14 protein-coding genes are annotated in these 16,078 nt (G+C 38.8%); 12 read left to right on the top strand and 2 right to left on the bottom strand.

What is annotated here, in order from left to right; translation table 11 throughout:
* Positions 1–110: 110 nt before the first annotated feature.
* The 7 genes from ACYQ1N_RS01860 to ACYQ1N_RS01830 all read left to right on the top strand — a co-directional run bounded on the left by ACYQ1N_RS01860 (position 111) and on the right by ACYQ1N_RS01830 (position 7,824).
* Positions 111–731: a ribonuclease H1 domain-containing protein gene (locus ACYQ1N_RS01860; RefSeq protein ID WP_459832057.1), complete on the top strand. Its 621-nt coding sequence runs from the start codon at positions 111–113 to the stop codon at positions 729–731.
* Between the two features lie 271 nt (positions 732–1,002).
* On the top strand, positions 1,003–2,196 hold the full coding sequence (locus ACYQ1N_RS01855; RefSeq protein ID WP_459832054.1) for a pyridoxal phosphate-dependent aminotransferase: 1,194 nt from the start codon (positions 1,003–1,005) through the stop codon (positions 2,194–2,196).
* Between the two features lie 30 nt (positions 2,197–2,226).
* Positions 2,227–3,294: a histidinol-phosphate transaminase gene (gene hisC, locus ACYQ1N_RS01850; RefSeq protein ID WP_459832052.1), complete on the top strand. Its 1,068-nt coding sequence runs from the start codon at positions 2,227–2,229 to the stop codon at positions 3,292–3,294.
* A 19-nt stretch (positions 3,295–3,313) separates the two neighbouring features.
* The gene (locus ACYQ1N_RS01845; RefSeq protein WP_459832050.1) at positions 3,314–3,985 is read left to right on the top strand and encodes an epoxyqueuosine reductase QueH; all 672 of its coding nucleotides are present in this window, start codon (positions 3,314–3,316) and stop codon (positions 3,983–3,985) included.
* Between the two features lie 36 nt (positions 3,986–4,021).
* Complete coding sequence (locus ACYQ1N_RS01840) at positions 4,022–4,456, top strand: hypothetical protein (protein ID WP_459832048.1); 435 nt, start codon at positions 4,022–4,024, stop codon at positions 4,454–4,456.
* A 129-nt stretch (positions 4,457–4,585) separates the two neighbouring features.
* The gene (gene pdxR, locus ACYQ1N_RS01835) at positions 4,586–5,983 is read left to right on the top strand and encodes a MocR-like pyridoxine biosynthesis transcription factor PdxR (protein ID WP_459832045.1); all 1,398 of its coding nucleotides are present in this window, start codon (positions 4,586–4,588) and stop codon (positions 5,981–5,983) included.
* A gap of 287 nt (positions 5,984–6,270) precedes the next feature.
* Positions 6,271–7,824 carry a Na+/H+ antiporter NhaC family protein gene (locus tag ACYQ1N_RS01830; protein ID WP_459832136.1) on the top strand — a complete coding sequence of 518 codons (1,554 nt, stop codon included), beginning with the start codon at positions 6,271–6,273 and terminating at the stop codon, positions 7,822–7,824.
* 113 nt (positions 7,825–7,937) lie between these two features.
* On the opposite strand, the gene ACYQ1N_RS01825 is transcribed toward ACYQ1N_RS01830, so the two are convergent.
* The gene (locus tag ACYQ1N_RS01825; protein ID WP_459832043.1) at positions 7,938–9,050 is read right to left on the bottom strand and encodes a M20/M25/M40 family metallo-hydrolase; all 1,113 of its coding nucleotides are present in this window, start codon (positions 9,048–9,050) and stop codon (positions 7,938–7,940) included.
* A 198-nt stretch (positions 9,051–9,248) separates the two neighbouring features.
* Here ACYQ1N_RS01825 and ACYQ1N_RS01820 point away from each other — a divergent pair, with 198 nt between their 5' ends.
* The 5 genes from ACYQ1N_RS01820 (at position 9,249) to ACYQ1N_RS01800 (ending at position 14,526) form a co-directional block, all read left to right on the top strand.
* On the top strand, positions 9,249–10,298 hold the full coding sequence (locus ACYQ1N_RS01820; protein ID WP_459832041.1) for a methionine ABC transporter ATP-binding protein: 1,050 nt from the start codon (positions 9,249–9,251) through the stop codon (positions 10,296–10,298).
* Positions 10,279–10,959 (top strand): methionine ABC transporter permease, encoded by a 681-nt coding sequence (locus ACYQ1N_RS01815; RefSeq protein WP_459832038.1) that lies wholly within the window; start codon positions 10,279–10,281, stop codon positions 10,957–10,959. The genes ACYQ1N_RS01820 and ACYQ1N_RS01815 overlap by 20 nt, the downstream gene beginning before the upstream one ends.
* A gap of 224 nt (positions 10,960–11,183) precedes the next feature.
* A complete protein-coding gene (locus ACYQ1N_RS01810) occupies positions 11,184–12,149 on the top strand; it encodes an L-lactate dehydrogenase (protein WP_459832035.1) in 966 nt (321 codons plus the stop codon).
* A 25-nt stretch (positions 12,150–12,174) separates the two neighbouring features.
* Positions 12,175–13,044, top strand: a complete 870-nt coding sequence (locus ACYQ1N_RS01805; RefSeq protein ID WP_459832032.1) for a MetQ/NlpA family ABC transporter substrate-binding protein — start codon at positions 12,175–12,177, stop codon at positions 13,042–13,044.
* A gap of 102 nt (positions 13,045–13,146) precedes the next feature.
* Entirely contained in the window at positions 13,147–14,526 is a 1,380-nt protein-coding gene (locus tag ACYQ1N_RS01800) for an FAD-binding oxidoreductase (RefSeq protein WP_459832030.1), read from the top strand.
* A gap of 277 nt (positions 14,527–14,803) precedes the next feature.
* Here the strand turns inward: ACYQ1N_RS01800 and ACYQ1N_RS01795 are convergent, their stop codons facing one another.
* On the bottom strand, positions 14,804–16,066 hold the full coding sequence (locus ACYQ1N_RS01795; RefSeq protein ID WP_459832027.1) for a GntP family permease: 1,263 nt from the start codon (positions 16,064–16,066) through the stop codon (positions 14,804–14,806).
* Positions 16,067–16,078: the final 12 nt, after the last annotated feature.

Here is a 16,078-nt window from a genome sequence, read left to right as displayed (position 1 = left end):
AAAACATTACAGATACGTTCAATGTATCCGTAATGTTTTTTATTCATTGTACGATGAATGTAAAGACAGAGCGGTTGTATGAGATTACATGGAAAGAGCAGGTAATTGTATTGGGGAAATTTTATGCGGTAAAAAACGGTAAAAATATCGGGATATATGATACTTGGGATGAGTGTAAATCTCAGGTGTACGGATATCCCGGAGCGGTTTATAAGAGTTTCAAAACACTTAAAGAGGCCGATGAATACATGAGAAGATCGGATGATTATGAAGAAATAAACGGAAAAGGCGGTATGATTTCGGAAACGGACGGTAACATACCTGTTGCATTTGTCGACGGATCCTACAATATTAAGACAAAAGTATACGGTTACGGCGGATATATAAGCTTTAAGGGGAAGAAAACAATATTTTCGGGAAGCGGCTCAGAACCTGAATATGCGGAAATGAGAAATGTCGCGGGAGAAATAAAAGGCTCCATGGCGGCAATCCAACTGGCCATTGACATGGGATTGCCGACTTTGATAGTTTATTTTGACTATATGGGGATAAAGTCATGGGCAAACGGCGATTGGAAAACCAATAAGCCGGGTACAAAAAAATATAAAGAATTTATTGACAATGCATCCGAAAAAATAAATATCATATTCAGGAAGGTTCGCGCGCATACCGGTGTTGACGGTAATGAAGAGGCCGACCTTCTTGCAAAAAAATCGGCGGGTATCGGATAACAATTGATTTGGCCGATATAGTGAAAAAGAGGCTTTTCACATGCCGATATCCATTTTTTAATTATTATTTAATGGTATTATTGAAAAAAAGTAGTAATATATAGCGTAGTAATATTAAGAAAATATTAATTTTTATTATCACATTGTATGAATTTCAAGCAATCATGCAAGTGTATATAGAAGTGGCACATTGACACACGGATACATTTATGTATGAGAACTTTCACAGAGAAATCCATATTAATGCAGTCAGACGGAAGAGGTGTAGGATATGATTTCAAAAAAAATGCAGGATCAGCTTAATCAAAGATCGGCCATAAGAGAGTGTTACGGACTTGCAACCAAACTTGCAAAGAAGGTTGGAAGAGAAAATGTATATGATTTCACACTCGGCAACCCAAATGTTCCGGCACCGGCGTCTGTTAATGAGTCCATAAAAAGAATAGTAGACACGACAGATTCGGTTCAGCTTCACGGATATATGCTTAACGCAGGATTCCCGGACGTAAGAGAAACAGTTGCTGAATCAATTAACAGAAGGTTCGGCACTAAATTCGACGGTTCAAACATTGTTATGACCGTAGGAGCCGCAGGCGGAATGAATGTAATATTTAAAGTGCTTCTTAACCCGGGGGATGAAGTAATTACATTTTCACCGTTTTTCAGTGAATACAGAAATTACGTAACCAATTACGACGGTGTTCTGGTGGAAGTATTGTCGGATCCTAAGACTTTTATGCCTGACATTGAAGGACTCAGAGCTGCCATAAATGAAAAGACTAAAGTTCTCATTCTTAATACGCCTAACAATCCTACGGGAGTTGTATATCCGGAAAGCGTAATTAAGGCAATTGCGGATTGCTTAAGAGAAGAATCGGCAAAATACGGCAATGACATAGTCATAATTTCGGATGAACCATACAGAGAATTGGTTTACGAAGACATAGAGGTGCCTTATATTACAAAGTATTATGACAATACAATAGTAAGTTATTCATACAGTAAATCTTTATCACTTCCAGGTGAAAGAATAGGCTATCTCGTAATTCCGGATGAGCTTACTGATTCCGAAACGGTAAAGGCGGCATGCGGAGTTGCCACAAGAATAATGGGATTTGTAAATGCTCCAGCCATTATGCAGAAGGTTGTTAAAGAGAATATCGATGCGGAAGTTGATGTTGAAGCATATAACAAAAACAGATTGGCATTATATAACGCTCTTACGGAATATGGTTTTGAATGCGTAAAACCGGACGGAGCTTTCTATTTATTTATGAAGACTCCTACGGAAGATGAGAGAGAATTTACGGACAGAGCAAGAGAATATAATATCCTGGTTGTTCCATGCAGCGATTTCGGCGGAAGCGGATATGTCAGAATCGCATATTGCGTGTCATACGATACAATAGAGAGATCGTTGCCTGCATTTAAGAAACTGGCAGAGTCATACGGTCTTGTAAAATAATTTTTGCGAATAGAGGATAATCGAGTTTAAATGGATAATTGGAAAGATAACATTAGAAGAGTGGATCCGTATGTGCCCGGAGAACAGCCGAAGGGCGACGGTATAATAAAGCTTAACACCAACGAGAACCCATATACACCGGCTCTCGGAGTGGTTAACGCCCTTAAGGATTTGTCAGATATGAACGGAGACATACTCAGAAAATATCCGGATCCGGATGCTTCCGTTATTATTGAGAGTATTGCGAAATATCACAAGGTGAACAGGGAAAATGTCTTTGTCGGCGTGGGCTCCGACGATGTACTTGCTACGGCGTTTTTGACATTTTTTAATTCAGACAAACCGATTATCTTTCCCGATATCACATACTCATTTTATAAAGTTTGGGCTGACGTTTACAGAATACCTTATGAGGAAATTCCTTTGAGTGACGATTTCACCGTTAATATCGGGGATTATAACAGGGAATGCGGCGGAATAGTTATTGCCAATCCAAATGCACCTACCGGCGTAGTATTGCCCTTGGAAGATATAGAAACTATAGTAAAGAATAACAGGGACGTTGTTGTAATAATCGATGAGGCATATATAGATTTCGGCGGCGAATCCGCACTTAAGCTCATTGATAAATATGAAAATGTCCTTGTTACGAGAACGTTTTCCAAGTCAAGATCGCTTGCGGGTCTTCGCTTAGGTTATGCAATGGGAAGCAAAGAACTGATTTCCGCCATGCTTGACGTTAAGTTTTCAATAAACTCATATACAATAAATGCTCCGACTCTTATCTCCGCAAGTGAATCCATCGAGGACGAAACGTACTTCAGAGAAACCGTTGCAAAGATTGTTTATACAAGAGAAGAAGTCATAAGGGAGTTGGAAAGCAGGGATTTTGAGGTGCTTCCTTCGTCAGCCAATTTTATATTTGCAAAACATAAAGTAAAGCCTGCCGAATTAATATTTGAGGAACTTAAAAAGAGAAATATCTATGTCAGATATTTTAAGAAACCCAGAATAGACAATTATCTCAGGATTACGATAGGTACGGAAGAAGAGATGGAGATATTCCTTGAAGTAATAGATTCCGTTATCAACGCATGATTTTGTAAAGCGGTAACATATGAACAATATCAATTATCAAAAAGAGATGGAAAAGAAACTTGAAATCATGGCGAAATCCGCGCAATCATCCGAATCGGTTCCGACATTGCTTCTCCACAGCTGTTGCGCGCCGTGTTCAAGTTACTGTATTTCATATCTTTCGGATTATTTTAAAATTACGGTTTTTTATTATAATCCCAACATAACCGAACAGGAAGAATATTTGAGAAGAGCAGAGGAGCAGAAGAGATTTATCGGAGAATACGGTACGAAATATCCTGTATCCTTCATTGACGGAGGATATGATAACAGGCTTTTTTTTGAATCGGTAAGGGGGCTTGAAAAGTGTCCGGAAGGCGGAGAGAGGTGTGAAATTTGTTTCAGACTTCGCCTCAGAGAAGCGGCGCGAGTTTCTAAAGAACTTAATATGGACTGTTTTACGACAACTCTTACAATAAGTCCGATGAAAGATGCGGCCCTTCTCAATAAAATCGGAGAAGAAGAGGCTCTGAAAGCCGGTACGGTATTTCTTAATTCCGATTTTAAAAAGAAGAACGGATTTAAATGTTCCACGGAACTGTCAAAAGAATATAATTTATATCGCCAGGATTATTGCGGCTGCGTCTTTTCTAAACATGAAAGCGAGCTTAGAAGAGAGAGTATGAAATCAAAAACGGAAAAGAGCTTTTAATTTCATTATAATTATATTTGGTAAGAGGATAATATTATGAGATATAATACTAATGGATATAACAATGGGAGGAACGGATTTGATTCGCTGTCAAGATTTTTAAGCATAGCAGGCTTAATAATTCTTTCCGCATCAATCGCATTGAGAATATTTCATTATGATATTTTTGGATTAGTATTAAGTATAATCGCAATTGTTTTGTTTGCTTATGCGTACTTCAGAGCTCTTTCAAGAAACATTTCCGCAAGACACACGGAAAATCAGGCATATTTAAATCTTATCAGCGGAGTAAAAAGGAATTTAAACAACAGAAAAGATATACATAATGACAAAAAAATAAATAAAGTTGTTAAATGTCCGAATTGTTCACAGAAGATAAGAATTCCGAAGGGAAAAGGCCTTCTACAGGTCAAATGTCCTAATTGCAGAATTGAATTTCGTGTTAACTCGGGAAAAAGGCAATATCAATGACATTATAAATATTAATATTTATTAATAGAGGCTTGCGGCCTCTATTTGTCATTTTATCACGATACGGTTACATTATCAGGGAACGTATATAAACATTAATTAAAACAGGTTTAGAAAGGTTATTAATAAATGCTCACTTATGATTTGAACAAATCAGGCAAACTTCCAAAATATGATTATTTATATCAATGCATCAGAGATGACATAATCTCAGGCAAGATAAAGAGCAATGAGCAGCTCCCCTCAAAGAGGACTCTTGCCAATCACTTAAGTATAGGTCTTATTACGGTTGCCAACGCGTATGAGCAGCTTCTTACGGAAGGCTATATTGTGGCAAAGGAGAGAGTCGGATATTTCGTCCAGGAATTACCGGATGAATATATCAAAAGGACACAGGAAAAAGCCGTTATGGCAAAAGAAGAGCCGGAACATGAATTTTTTGCGGATTTTAAGGCGAACAGAATAAGTCTTAAATTATTTCCCGTTTCAATATGGAATCAGATGCTCAGACAGGCTCTGTATGACAACAGCGACACGTTGTTTAAAACCATCCCATATAACGGAATATTTGAATTAAGAGAGGCGATAGCGGATTATCTTCATAAAAACAGAGGTATGTCGGTTTCGCCTTCACAGATAATAATAGGAGCCGGAACCGAGTATCTCTACAGTAGGCTTATTCAACTGTTCGGAAGAAAAAGCACATTCGGATTCGAGGAATCAAGTTTCGATAAATTATCAACCATTTGCAAAGCTTACGGTAACCCGTATAACTTTATTCCGATAGACGAGAGCGGACTGATTGTGGATGCATTAAAGAAAAGTGCCACGGACATTGTTCATGTATCGCCGTCCAATCACTTTCCGACCGGCATAGTCATGCCAATCAAAAGAAGGCTTGAACTCATGGAATGGGCAGATGAATCCGACAACAGATATATAATAGAAGATGATTATGACAGCGAATTCAGATACAGAGGAAAGTATATAGCTCCCATATATACTGAAGACAGAAATAATAAAGTTATATATATGAACACATTTTCAAAAACCATGGTACCGTCATTGAGAATAAGTTACATGGTTTTGCCGGTTAATATACTTGAAAGATACAAGGAAACCATGAGTTTTTATTCATGTACCGTATCAAGTTTCGAACAATATGCTCTTGCAAGATTTATTTCGGGCGGATATTTTGAAAGACATATTAACAGAATAAAGAATTATTATAAGAAATTAAGAGTTCAGATTATTAACGCAATTAAAGAATCGTCAATCGGGAAAATTTCGGAGATCATAGAATATAATTCCGGAACCCATTTTCTCCTGAGAGTAAAAACGCCTATGTCTGAAGAAGAAATTAATAAAAAGAGCCTTGAAAACGATCTTCATATAATGACATATGCGGATTATATAAAAGATAAAAAAGAATCCGAAAAAAGTATGACACTAGTTATCAATTATGCAGGCATCGATCCGGAAAAAATTGATGACGTAATAAAGAGAATAGAAAGAGTATTTCAGTGAATATAAAATTTCTTTGTAAAAAAATTAAAAATATATTAAAATGGTTCTAATTGTTATGTGTTGTAACTTTTGTTTGTCATGGCGTGCCATTTGACTGTTAATTACGTTAAAGGAGAGTACATTTGAGTTTAAGTAATACGGAAAACGAAGAAAAAAAGGGCAGCGTTGACAGCGAATTCAACAGTGCTTACGAAGAAGCTCTCAACGAAAGTGAAACCCTTGAAAAGAAAAGTAAAAAGAGCAGGGCAATAGGAGGAGCCATTGCAATAGCAGCCATAATTGTTCTGATGATTATTGCGGCTCTTACAACCAATTCGGATACGGTGAAAAATACTTTCTGGGCATTAGTTCCTCCGATAGTGGCTATAGGTCTGGCTCTTATTACAAAGGAAGTATACAGTTCTCTGTTTGTCGGAGTTGTGGTGGGCGGTTTGCTGTATGCAGGTTTTAATTTCCAGGGAATGATCACCCACGTATATTCGGAAGGTATAGTAGCCGTTCTTTCGGATCCCTACAATGTAGGTATCTTGGTGTTCCTTGTTGTTCTGGGAATTATAGTATCGCTGATGAACAGAGCCGGCGGTTCGGCGGCGTTCGGTAAGTGGGCACTTAAAAAAATAAAGGGAAGAAAAGGCGCGCAGATTTCCACCATCGGACTGGGAATTCTCATATTTATTGATGACTATTTTAACTGCCTTACGGTAGGCAGCGTTATGAGACCGGTAACGGATTCCCATAAAGTATCAAGATCGAAGTTATCTTATCTGATTGATGCAACGGCGGCTCCTGTGTGTATTATTGCTCCTATTTCATCATGGGCAGCGGCGGTTTCGGGATTTGTACCCGGAGAAGAAAGCGGTATATCATTGTTTGTGAGTACAATTCCATATAATTTATACGCTCTTCTTACAATCCTGTTTATGTTCATGGTGGTGGCGCTTAAGGCCGATTATGGTTCAATGCTTCGCCATGAATTAAACGCAATTAAAAACGGAGATCTCTATACTACTGAAGACAGAGATTATGATGAAAAGGAAGAAGAGATTTCGTCAAAGGGCGGTATCTCCGATATGCTTGTACCGATATTTGCATTAATAGGATGCTGTGTTGTCGGAATGCTTTGGAGCGGCGGATTATTTGAAGGAAGTGACTTTATCACGGCATTTTCAGCCAGCGATGCTTCCGTAGGTCTCGGAGTCGGTTCGATATTTGCACTTCTGATTACCCTTGGATATTACATGGCAAGAAGAGTAATTTCATTTAAGGAATTTATGGATTGCGTACCGAAGGGATTTGCATCCATGATTCCTCCGATACTTATTCTTACATTTGCGTGGTCTATAAAGGCCATGACTGACAGTTTGGGAGCTAAAGAATTTGTGGCTTCCATAATAAGCGGTTCCGCTTCGGGACTTGTAAACTTCCTCCCTGTTATAATATTTATTATTGCCGTATGCCTTGCTTTTGCAACGGGTACGAGCTGGGGAACATTCGGAATTCTCATTCCGATTGTGGTTGCTTCTTTCCAGGAAACGGATCCTAACCTTATGATTATTGCCATGTCCGCATGTATGGCAGGTGCCGTTTGCGGAGATCACTGTTCACCTATATCCGATACCACAATTATGGCTTCGGCAGGTGCAAAATGTAATCATATCAATCATGTAAACACTCAGATGCCTTATGTTATGACGGTAGCCGTTATATCCGCAATCGGATACATTATTCTCGGATTTACGAGAAGCATATGGATATCACTTCCGGTATGTGCCGCAATTACCATTGTTTTCTTGTTGATAATGAGAAACAGAAATAAAAAAAGATATCCGGAATTATTCTAAATATAATAAAAACCCCGTTATTGTTTTATTATTATCACGTCAATTATCGATAATAACGTAAAACACATAATGGGGTTTTTGTATATTCGTAAATAAAAATCGATCGGCAAATATTAAATGTCGGACAGCAGCAGAGATTCTATAATTTTTGCGGTATTTTCCAAATCATTTACATGAGAAGTTTCTTTGCATGAATGAACCGTGCTCATTCCGCATGCGATAACTATTCCCTTAACGTCTTTTTCCGTAAAGTAATTATTATCGCTTCCGCCGTAAGTGGAAATAAGATTTACGGGTAAATTATTTTCCTTACATGCATTTTCAAATCTTTTAACTGTAATGTCATCCTTAGGTGTATTAACGGCTGAAAAAAGAATATCTATGTTAAATGTAAATTCAGCTCCGTTGTCACGGCATGCTTTTTCTATTTCTTTTCTTACAAGCTCAATCTGTTCAAGGGCAAGTTCATTTTGAAAGCTTCTTGCTTCACCTTTTATAATACATTCTTCCGGAACAACATTTGTTGCCGTACCGCCGGATATTAATCCGATGTTGATTGTTGTATCGCCGACTTTTCCCAGCTTGCATCGGCTTATGGCTTCGGAGGCTGTTTTAATTGCATGTATACCGTCATTCGGATTAAATGCAGCATGTGCGGCTCTTCCGATTATATGTGCTTCAAATGCAATGATACATGCAGCCTGAACAGCTGCCGTTCCTATACTTTCGGTAAGATCGAATACATACGCTTCATCGGATTTTAATCTACTGAAATCGAATTTTTTAATTCCCTGACAATATATTTCTTCGCCTACGTCAAATAATAATTCAAAGGGTCTGTGAGGCTTGCCGGATTCTCTTACGGCTCTTACGGCTTCCAGTATGGAAGCAACTCCCGACAAATCATCGGCGCCAAGTACGGTGTCGCCTTCTGATGTTATAAGCCCGTCGGGATGAACCACCGCTTTCTTGCCTACCGCAGGATCGACAGAGTCCATATGGGCTGAAAGAATAATCGGTTTTGCGTTTAAATCCCCATCCACATATGCATAGAGATTGCCGGCATTGCCTCCGATAAGTTCACCCGCATTGTCTTCATCGTATGAAATATTCAGGTCGTCCAATTCTTTTTTTATTCGCTCACACATTTCCTTTTCGTGTCTTGACGGATTATCTATTGAAACGAGTTCCGTAAAGAGTGATATCAATCTGTTCTTATTAATCATTATGTCATTACTTCCTTTCCGCAATATGGTTTTATTATTATACCATTAAATTAACGATTAATAATTGTCATATAAGACAATTATGGATAATAAGCAATGGTATAGCTTTTTGCTATAACTCGTGATATTTATATGGTATATCAAATAGGAAATTATATATGTTAATATATTCAAATACAAAAAGGAGGAATTAATTAAGTGATTTACTTAAAGCATATATGTAAAACATTCATTGATGATAACAAAAAAGAGGTACATGCCGTAAACGACGTAACTCTTACAATCAATGACGGAGATATATTTGGAATTATCGGATTCTCCGGAGCCGGAAAATCTACTCTTGTAAGATGCATAAATCTTCTTGAAAGACCTACTTCCGGCACCGTTGAAGTTGACGGTAAAGACCTCACAAAGCTTTCGGACAGAGAACTCAGGGAATCAAGGAAGAAAATCGGAATGATATTTCAGCATTTTAATCTTTTTCCCTCAAGAACAATATTCGGAAATGTGGCATTTCCTCTTCAGGGAAGCGGATTATCAAAGGAAGAGATAAAGGTTAAGGTAAGAAAGCTTCTTGACCTTGTGGGGATTTCAGAAAAGGAAAATGCATATCCGAGTCAGTTATCGGGAGGACAGAAGCAGAGAGTTGCCATTGCAAGAGCCCTTGCCAATGATCCTGATATTTTATTGTGTGATGAGGCTACAAGTGCTCTTGACCCTCAGACAACAAAATCCATACTTGATTTGCTCAAGAACCTTAATAAAGAACTGGGAATTACAATTGTTGTCATCACTCATGAGATGGCGGTGGTAAAGGAAATATGCAACAGAGTAGCCGTAATGGAAAAGGGAAAAGTTGTTGAGGAAGGCGATGTATTCTCAATATTTGCCAATCCAAAAGAAAAGCTTACCCAGAACTTTATTAAGACAACATCCAACTTAAGAAAGATAGAGGATCTTGTAAATGAAGATTCTCCGGTTGTGAAACTTAAACCGGGAGAACTGATAGTAAGACTGTCATATATTGAAAAAAATATTTCAGAACCTTTGATTTCAAGTATGACTGAAAAATACGGTGTTATTTTAAATATTATATTTGCCAATATAGAAATAATTCAGGATGCGCCTATAGGCGGAACCGTTGCAATAATGAGCGGTGAACCGGATAGCATTGAGGCGGCGCTTGATTATCTTAGAGATAAAAATGTCGGAGTGGAGGTAATTAAAGATGCAAGACTTCCTAAATAATATTATGCCTAATGTTGTCGAAAGATTTCCAACATTTGTACAGGCAATTTGGGATACCATAATAATGGTAGTATGGTCCGGATCCATTTCTTTCGGACTCGGAATGCTGTTCGGCGTTATGCTTACGGTGACTAAACCGGGCGGAATAATGCAGAACAGAGTTGTATATCAGATACTTGATAAGGTAATCAACTTCTTCAGATCGATTCCTTTTGTTATTCTTCTTACATGGTTGATTCCTATTTCAAGAGCAATCATGGGAACAGCCATTAATGTTGAAGGTGCAATTATCCCTCTTATTGTGGGAACTGTTCCTTTCTTGTCACGTCAGATTGAATCCGCTCTCGCCGAGACGGACAAGGGAATGATTGAGGCGGCAACTTCAATGGGAATCAGCAAAATGGGAATAATATTCAGAGTATATCTTCGCGAAGGAATAGGTGCCATTGCAAGAGGAACAACCATTACAATGATAAGCCTTGTGGGACTCACCGCCATGGCGGGAGCCGTAGGTTCGGGAGGCCTCGGTGACTTCGCCATCAGATACGGTCACGACAGAAATATGATGGATGTAACCTGGGTAACGGTTATTGCCGTATTTATACTTGTAAGTATTATTCAGATCATCGGTAATATTGTCGTAAAGAAAAACAAACACTGATTTTTGGAATTTCAAAAATTGTTTATATAATTAAAAATGTCTGTATAATACGGAGAAAAATCCGTATTGTACGGACATTTTTTATGTTTTAATACTATTATATATATGTTCTTATTTTTAAGAACATATATAGTTTGAAGCTATAACGGGTGATATATATACTGTATTGGAATATATTTTTATTGAATGTTAATATATGAATCACAGAAACGGAAGGAGAAAGGATGAACAACGGAAACACTAACAGAAAGGTCGTAATCATCGGTGCGGGTCATGTGGGATCACATGCCGGATATTCGCTCATTTCACAGAACCTGGTGGAAGAAATAGTATACATCGATGTTGACGAAAAAAAGGCGGAGGCACAGGCATTAGATTTATATGATTGTACACTGTACCTTCAAAAGGGGGCAACGGTAAAGGCGGGAGATTATTCGGATCTTGAAGATGCCAGCCTTGTAATTGTTTCGGCAGGTCCGCTTCCGGATCCCACAACAGGCGAAACCAGAATGGATACGTTATCTAAAACGGTTGCAATAATGAAAGATATTGTCAAAAATATCAAATCGACAAGTTACGACGGTCTGATACTTAACATATCCAATCCTGCAGATGTTGTGACGCATTATCTTCAGCATGAACTCGGCTGGGATGAAAAAAAGATATTCTCAACAAGTACAACTCTTGATTCCGCAAGGTTAAAAAGAGCGATTGCAAATGAAATAGGAATTAATCAAAAATCAATAATTGCCTATGCTCTCGGAGAGCACGGAGAGAGTCAGATGGTTCCGTGGTCAACGGTTACGATTGCCGGAAAACCTCTCTTTAAACTCATGGAGGAGAGACCTGATACTTACGGTAAGTTAGATCTTCGGAAACTGGCGGATTTGGGAAGAGCCGGCGGATGGACAATCTTACACGGAAAGGGTTATACGGAATTCGGCATAGGAGCTTCCATTGCGGAGGTTGTAAGAGCCGTATTCGGTGATGAGAATAAGATACTTCCCGTATCCGTTAAACTCAACGGAGAATACGGGCAGACAGGGGTTTATGCCAGTGTGCCGGCGGTAATTAACCGCAACGGTATCGCCGACATAATACCGCTTGATCTGAATGAAGAAGAACAGAAACAGTTCGATGCATCGTGTAAAACGATGAGAGAAAATTTTGAATTAGCATTAACATTATAATCAGTTTGTTTTGGAGGTATTTAAAATGGGATTTAAAAAGGCATTAGCTATAGGTGGAATTGTTGCTGCGGCAGGCGTTACATTTGCGGGATGCGGAGCAGGTGCAAGCGGAAACGGAAGCGCTGAAAAGGCAGATACGGTTACTGTAAAACTCGGAGTTGTAGGCGCTATTTATGAGGATCTTTGGAAGCCTGCTCAGGAGAAGCTTAAGGATGAAGGCGTTAATCTTGAATTTGTTCAGTTTTCCGATTATGTAACTCCTAACAATGCGCTTAACAGCGGAGATATCGACTTAAATGCATTCCAGCATCACATCTATCTCGATACGGAAATTCAGCAGTATAACTACTCAATAGAGCCTGTAGGTTATACATTTATTATTCCTCTTAACCTTTATTCAAATAAAGTTAAGTCAGTTGACGAGATTAAAGACGGAGATACAATAGCAATCCCTGATGACTTAACCAACGGCGGAAGAGCGTTAAAGGTACTTGCATCCGCAGGCCTTATCAAGCTTAAGGACAATGCAAACTTCAGCCCTACATTAGACGACATTGAAACATACAACAAGAAGATCACAATTAAGGAATTAAAGGCAAATACAATTCCTTCTACACTTAATGACGTAACCGCAGCTATCATCAACGGTAACTATGCGCTTGACTTCGGTTTAAAAACAGATGAAGCAATCTTCAAAGACACATCATTAAATGAAGAAAAATACTGGAACTTAGTTGCGGCACGTACAAGTGATTTACAGGATCCAAAGAAGAAAGAAGCATACGAGAAGGTTATTAAGGCATTCCAGACAGAAGATACTGAAAAGGTATTTAATGACAAGTTCGGCGGATACTTCATCAAAGTAGGCTGGGATAAGGATTTATTTAACAAATAATAAGTTGACCGTCTAACAGGATACAAAAATTACCATACATTACAAATCCCTGTCGTTTTAATACGGCAGGGATTTAGTGCATAAGCAAAACGGAGACAGTCTATGGATATAAATGAATTAAAAAATATAATTACAGATGAAAACAGAATTTTTTTCGGAGACAGTATACCGGAGGAATATTTATCGGACACATTCGGAAGATTCAGAACCGAAGCCGACGCCCTTGTATTCCCGATAACAACCGAAGAGGTAAGCGGTATCTTAAAGTTTGCGCATGATAACAGGATACCCGTTACACCGAGAGGAGCCGGTACAAACCTTGTAGGTTCCACGGTTCCGTTGGATAAGGGAATCATAGTGGATATGTCAAAGATGAATAAAATTATCGAAATTGATGAAGAGACCATGACTGCAACCGTGGAAGCGGGAATATTGTTGTGTGATTTTCAGGAATATCTTAAAAACGGAAATACGGGTCTGTTTTATCCTCCGGATCCGGGTGAAAAAGCGTCGTCAATCGGCGGCAATATCGCAACAAATGCCGGCGGCATGAGGGCTGTTAAATACGGAGTTACCAGAGATTACGTAAGGGGACTTGAAGTTGTTAAAGCCGACGGAACGGTTCTTACTTTAGGAAGCAAGAATGTAAAGGATGCGAGCGGTTTATCTCTTAAGCATTTATTTATCGGCTCAGAGGGAACGCTGGGTATCATTACAAAGTGCATTTTGAAATTGGTGCCTGCACCTGTATACAGCCTTTCGGTGCTTGTTCCTTTTAAGAATCTTGAAGACGGAATAAGCAATGTTCTTAGAATATTAAAGTCTAATACGGATCCTACCGCAGTTGAATTTGTGGAGAGAAATGTTATAGAACTCGGTGAAAAGTTCTGTAATTTAAAATATCCGTGTCCGGAAGCCGGTTCATATATTATATTGACATTTGACGGAAATGAATCTTCCGTAAGGGAGAACGCCGAAAAGGTTAAAAATATCACTCTTGAACACGGAGCAATGGACTATATTATTCTCGATGATCCTAAGCTCCTTGAGGACATATGGAAAGTACGCGGATGTCTCGTTAAAGCCGTTGATGCGGTATCAAAACAGGAACCCGTAGACATTGTTGTTCCTATTAACAAAATCACGGATATAATGGCGTTTGTTAATAAGTTATCTGCCGAAACTAAAATGAAGATGATTGGCTTCGGACATGCCGGCGACGGCAATGTTCATCTTTGTGTTTTAAGAGAAGACAGGGATGAGGAAACATGGGACAGGGAACTTCACGAAAATATGGATATTCTCTATTCCAAGGCCTATGAGCTTGGCGGTTTAACATCGGGAGAACACGGAATAGGCATAAGCAAACAGAGATATTTTTTAAAAGGAAGCAATCCGGCAAATATAGAAATGATGAACGGGATAAAGGATGCTCTCGATCCTTTACATATATTGAATAATAAAAAGGTCTATATGAAGTAAATTCAAAAACTGCCGAGAAGAAATTTTGATTTCTTCTCGGCAGTTTTATTTAGAAAATTAATATTAAGTGTTTAATGTTTTTGTTTTGCAATATTTCCGTGTTAATCGGAGAAACATGTTTCAGTTATGTTTTATTGTTTTATGTTTAGTTTTACTGTTTTATGATTAATTATATTTGTTTGTTTTACTGTTTTATGATTAATTTTATCTGTTTGTTATAATTGTTTTAGTTTGGTTTTAATTATATGTTTTAGTATTACGATATGATTTTATTTACTTATCCGAAAATAAGATAAATAATCACTGAAGCCACGGTGCTTGTAAGACCGATAATTGCTTCGTAAGGAATGAGTTTCATTCTTTCCTTGATTTCCATAAACACCGAACCGCCTGTTGCGTGGAAAAATGAACCGTGCGGAAGCGAGTCGATAACTGTTGCGCCTGCATGTGTCATTGCTGCGGCAGATATTGCCGGTACACCTGCGTCAATAAGAGGTGTGGCAAATGTCTGTGCCGCAATCGTTGAACCTGCGGTTGTGGAAGCGGTAGCACCCGCCATAAGAATACCTGAAAGAGGAGCAAGCAGGAATGCAGGCATATTCATAAAGTTAAGGATATTTATAAGATCGAACTGAAGTGCGGAAGCCTTAATAATACCCGCGATTGTACCCGTACCGATCAAAAGAATGGATACGCCTATAACTTTACTGATACCGAATTCCGTAAATGAAACCGTATGTCTTGCATTTCCCGTAACAAGTATGGTTACAAATCCGCCTATCGGAAGTGCAATCAAAGGATCCACCGTGATTCCGAAAATAGGTCTTAATGCAAGTAATATGATTACAGCTAAAGGACCGAGTATTGCGGTAAAGAAGTTCGGAAGGTCTTTAGATACGGCTGAATCTTCTTCAACGCCCTCAAATGCCGCAACTCCCTTTTTAGACAGAACATTTGAAATCAATATTGTAACCACAACCGCACAAATTGCAGGTACAATGTTCTGAATCATAAGCGATGTCATGTCAACACCGAAACCTTCGGCAGCCGCAATGGTGTTAGGGTTAGGCGATATAATGTTGCCGGCCTTGCCTCCGCCGATCATGGCAAGAAGAATACCCGGTTTTGAAAGCTTTGCTTTCTTGCCTATTGCGATTGCTATAGGAGCAACCGTAATAACTGCAATATCAATAAATACGCCTACGGCACATATGATCATAGTTGAGATCGAAAGAGCGATTATAGCGCGCTTTTGTCCCAATTTATTTACTATTGCTTCGGCTATTTTTTCGGCAGATCCCGTTTTAATAAGGGCGCCGGCGAGAATACCTGATGTAAGAATACGAAGTACTGACGACATCATACTTGATGCACCGCTGACCATCGTGCTTACTGTCTGTACAAGATCTCCGCTGCCGATAAGTCCGCCGATAAGAGCGCCGGCAATGAGACTGTATGCCGGATGAACCTTACGGATTATAAGAAAAATTGAAATTCCGAGTCCGATAAGTGCTCCGGCGGTAGAAAATGTGTAATCCATACATTCTCCTTT

This window comes from Howardella ureilytica (assembly GCF_054657495.1).
The sequence above is the reverse complement of the archived record's forward strand: the minus strand, read 5'-3'. Positions and strand labels throughout refer to the sequence as shown.

Bases quoted from the DNA above. Each gene is read 5' to 3' on its own strand.
- ACYQ1N_RS01805 (WP_459832032.1), top strand. From the start codon at position 12,175: ATGGGATTTAAAAAGGCATTAGCTATAGGTGGAATTGTTGCTGCGGCA.
- ACYQ1N_RS01810 (WP_459832035.1), top strand. From the start codon at position 11,184: ATGAACAACGGAAACACTAACAGAAAGGTCGTAATCATCGGTGCGGGT.
- ACYQ1N_RS01840 (WP_459832048.1), top strand. From the start codon at position 4,022: ATGAGATATAATACTAATGGATATAACAATGGGAGGAACGGATTTGAT.
- hisC (WP_459832052.1), top strand. From the start codon at position 2,227: ATGGATAATTGGAAAGATAACATTAGAAGAGTGGATCCGTATGTGCCC.
- ACYQ1N_RS01800 (WP_459832030.1), top strand. From the start codon at position 13,147: ATGGATATAAATGAATTAAAAAATATAATTACAGATGAAAACAGAATT.
- ACYQ1N_RS01845 (WP_459832050.1), top strand. From the start codon at position 3,314: ATGAACAATATCAATTATCAAAAAGAGATGGAAAAGAAACTTGAAATC.
- ACYQ1N_RS01855 (WP_459832054.1), top strand. From the start codon at position 1,003: ATGATTTCAAAAAAAATGCAGGATCAGCTTAATCAAAGATCGGCCATA.
- ACYQ1N_RS01795 (WP_459832027.1), bottom strand. From the start codon at position 16,066: ATGGATTACACATTTTCTACCGCCGGAGCACTTATCGGACTCGGAATT.
- ACYQ1N_RS01830 (WP_459832136.1), top strand. From the start codon at position 6,271: ATGATTATTGCGGCTCTTACAACCAATTCGGATACGGTGAAAAATACT.
- ACYQ1N_RS01815 (WP_459832038.1), top strand. From the start codon at position 10,279: ATGCAAGACTTCCTAAATAATATTATGCCTAATGTTGTCGAAAGATTT.
- ACYQ1N_RS01825 (WP_459832043.1), bottom strand. From the start codon at position 9,050: ATGATTAATAAGAACAGATTGATATCACTCTTTACGGAACTCGTTTCA.
- pdxR (WP_459832045.1), top strand. From the start codon at position 4,586: ATGCTCACTTATGATTTGAACAAATCAGGCAAACTTCCAAAATATGAT.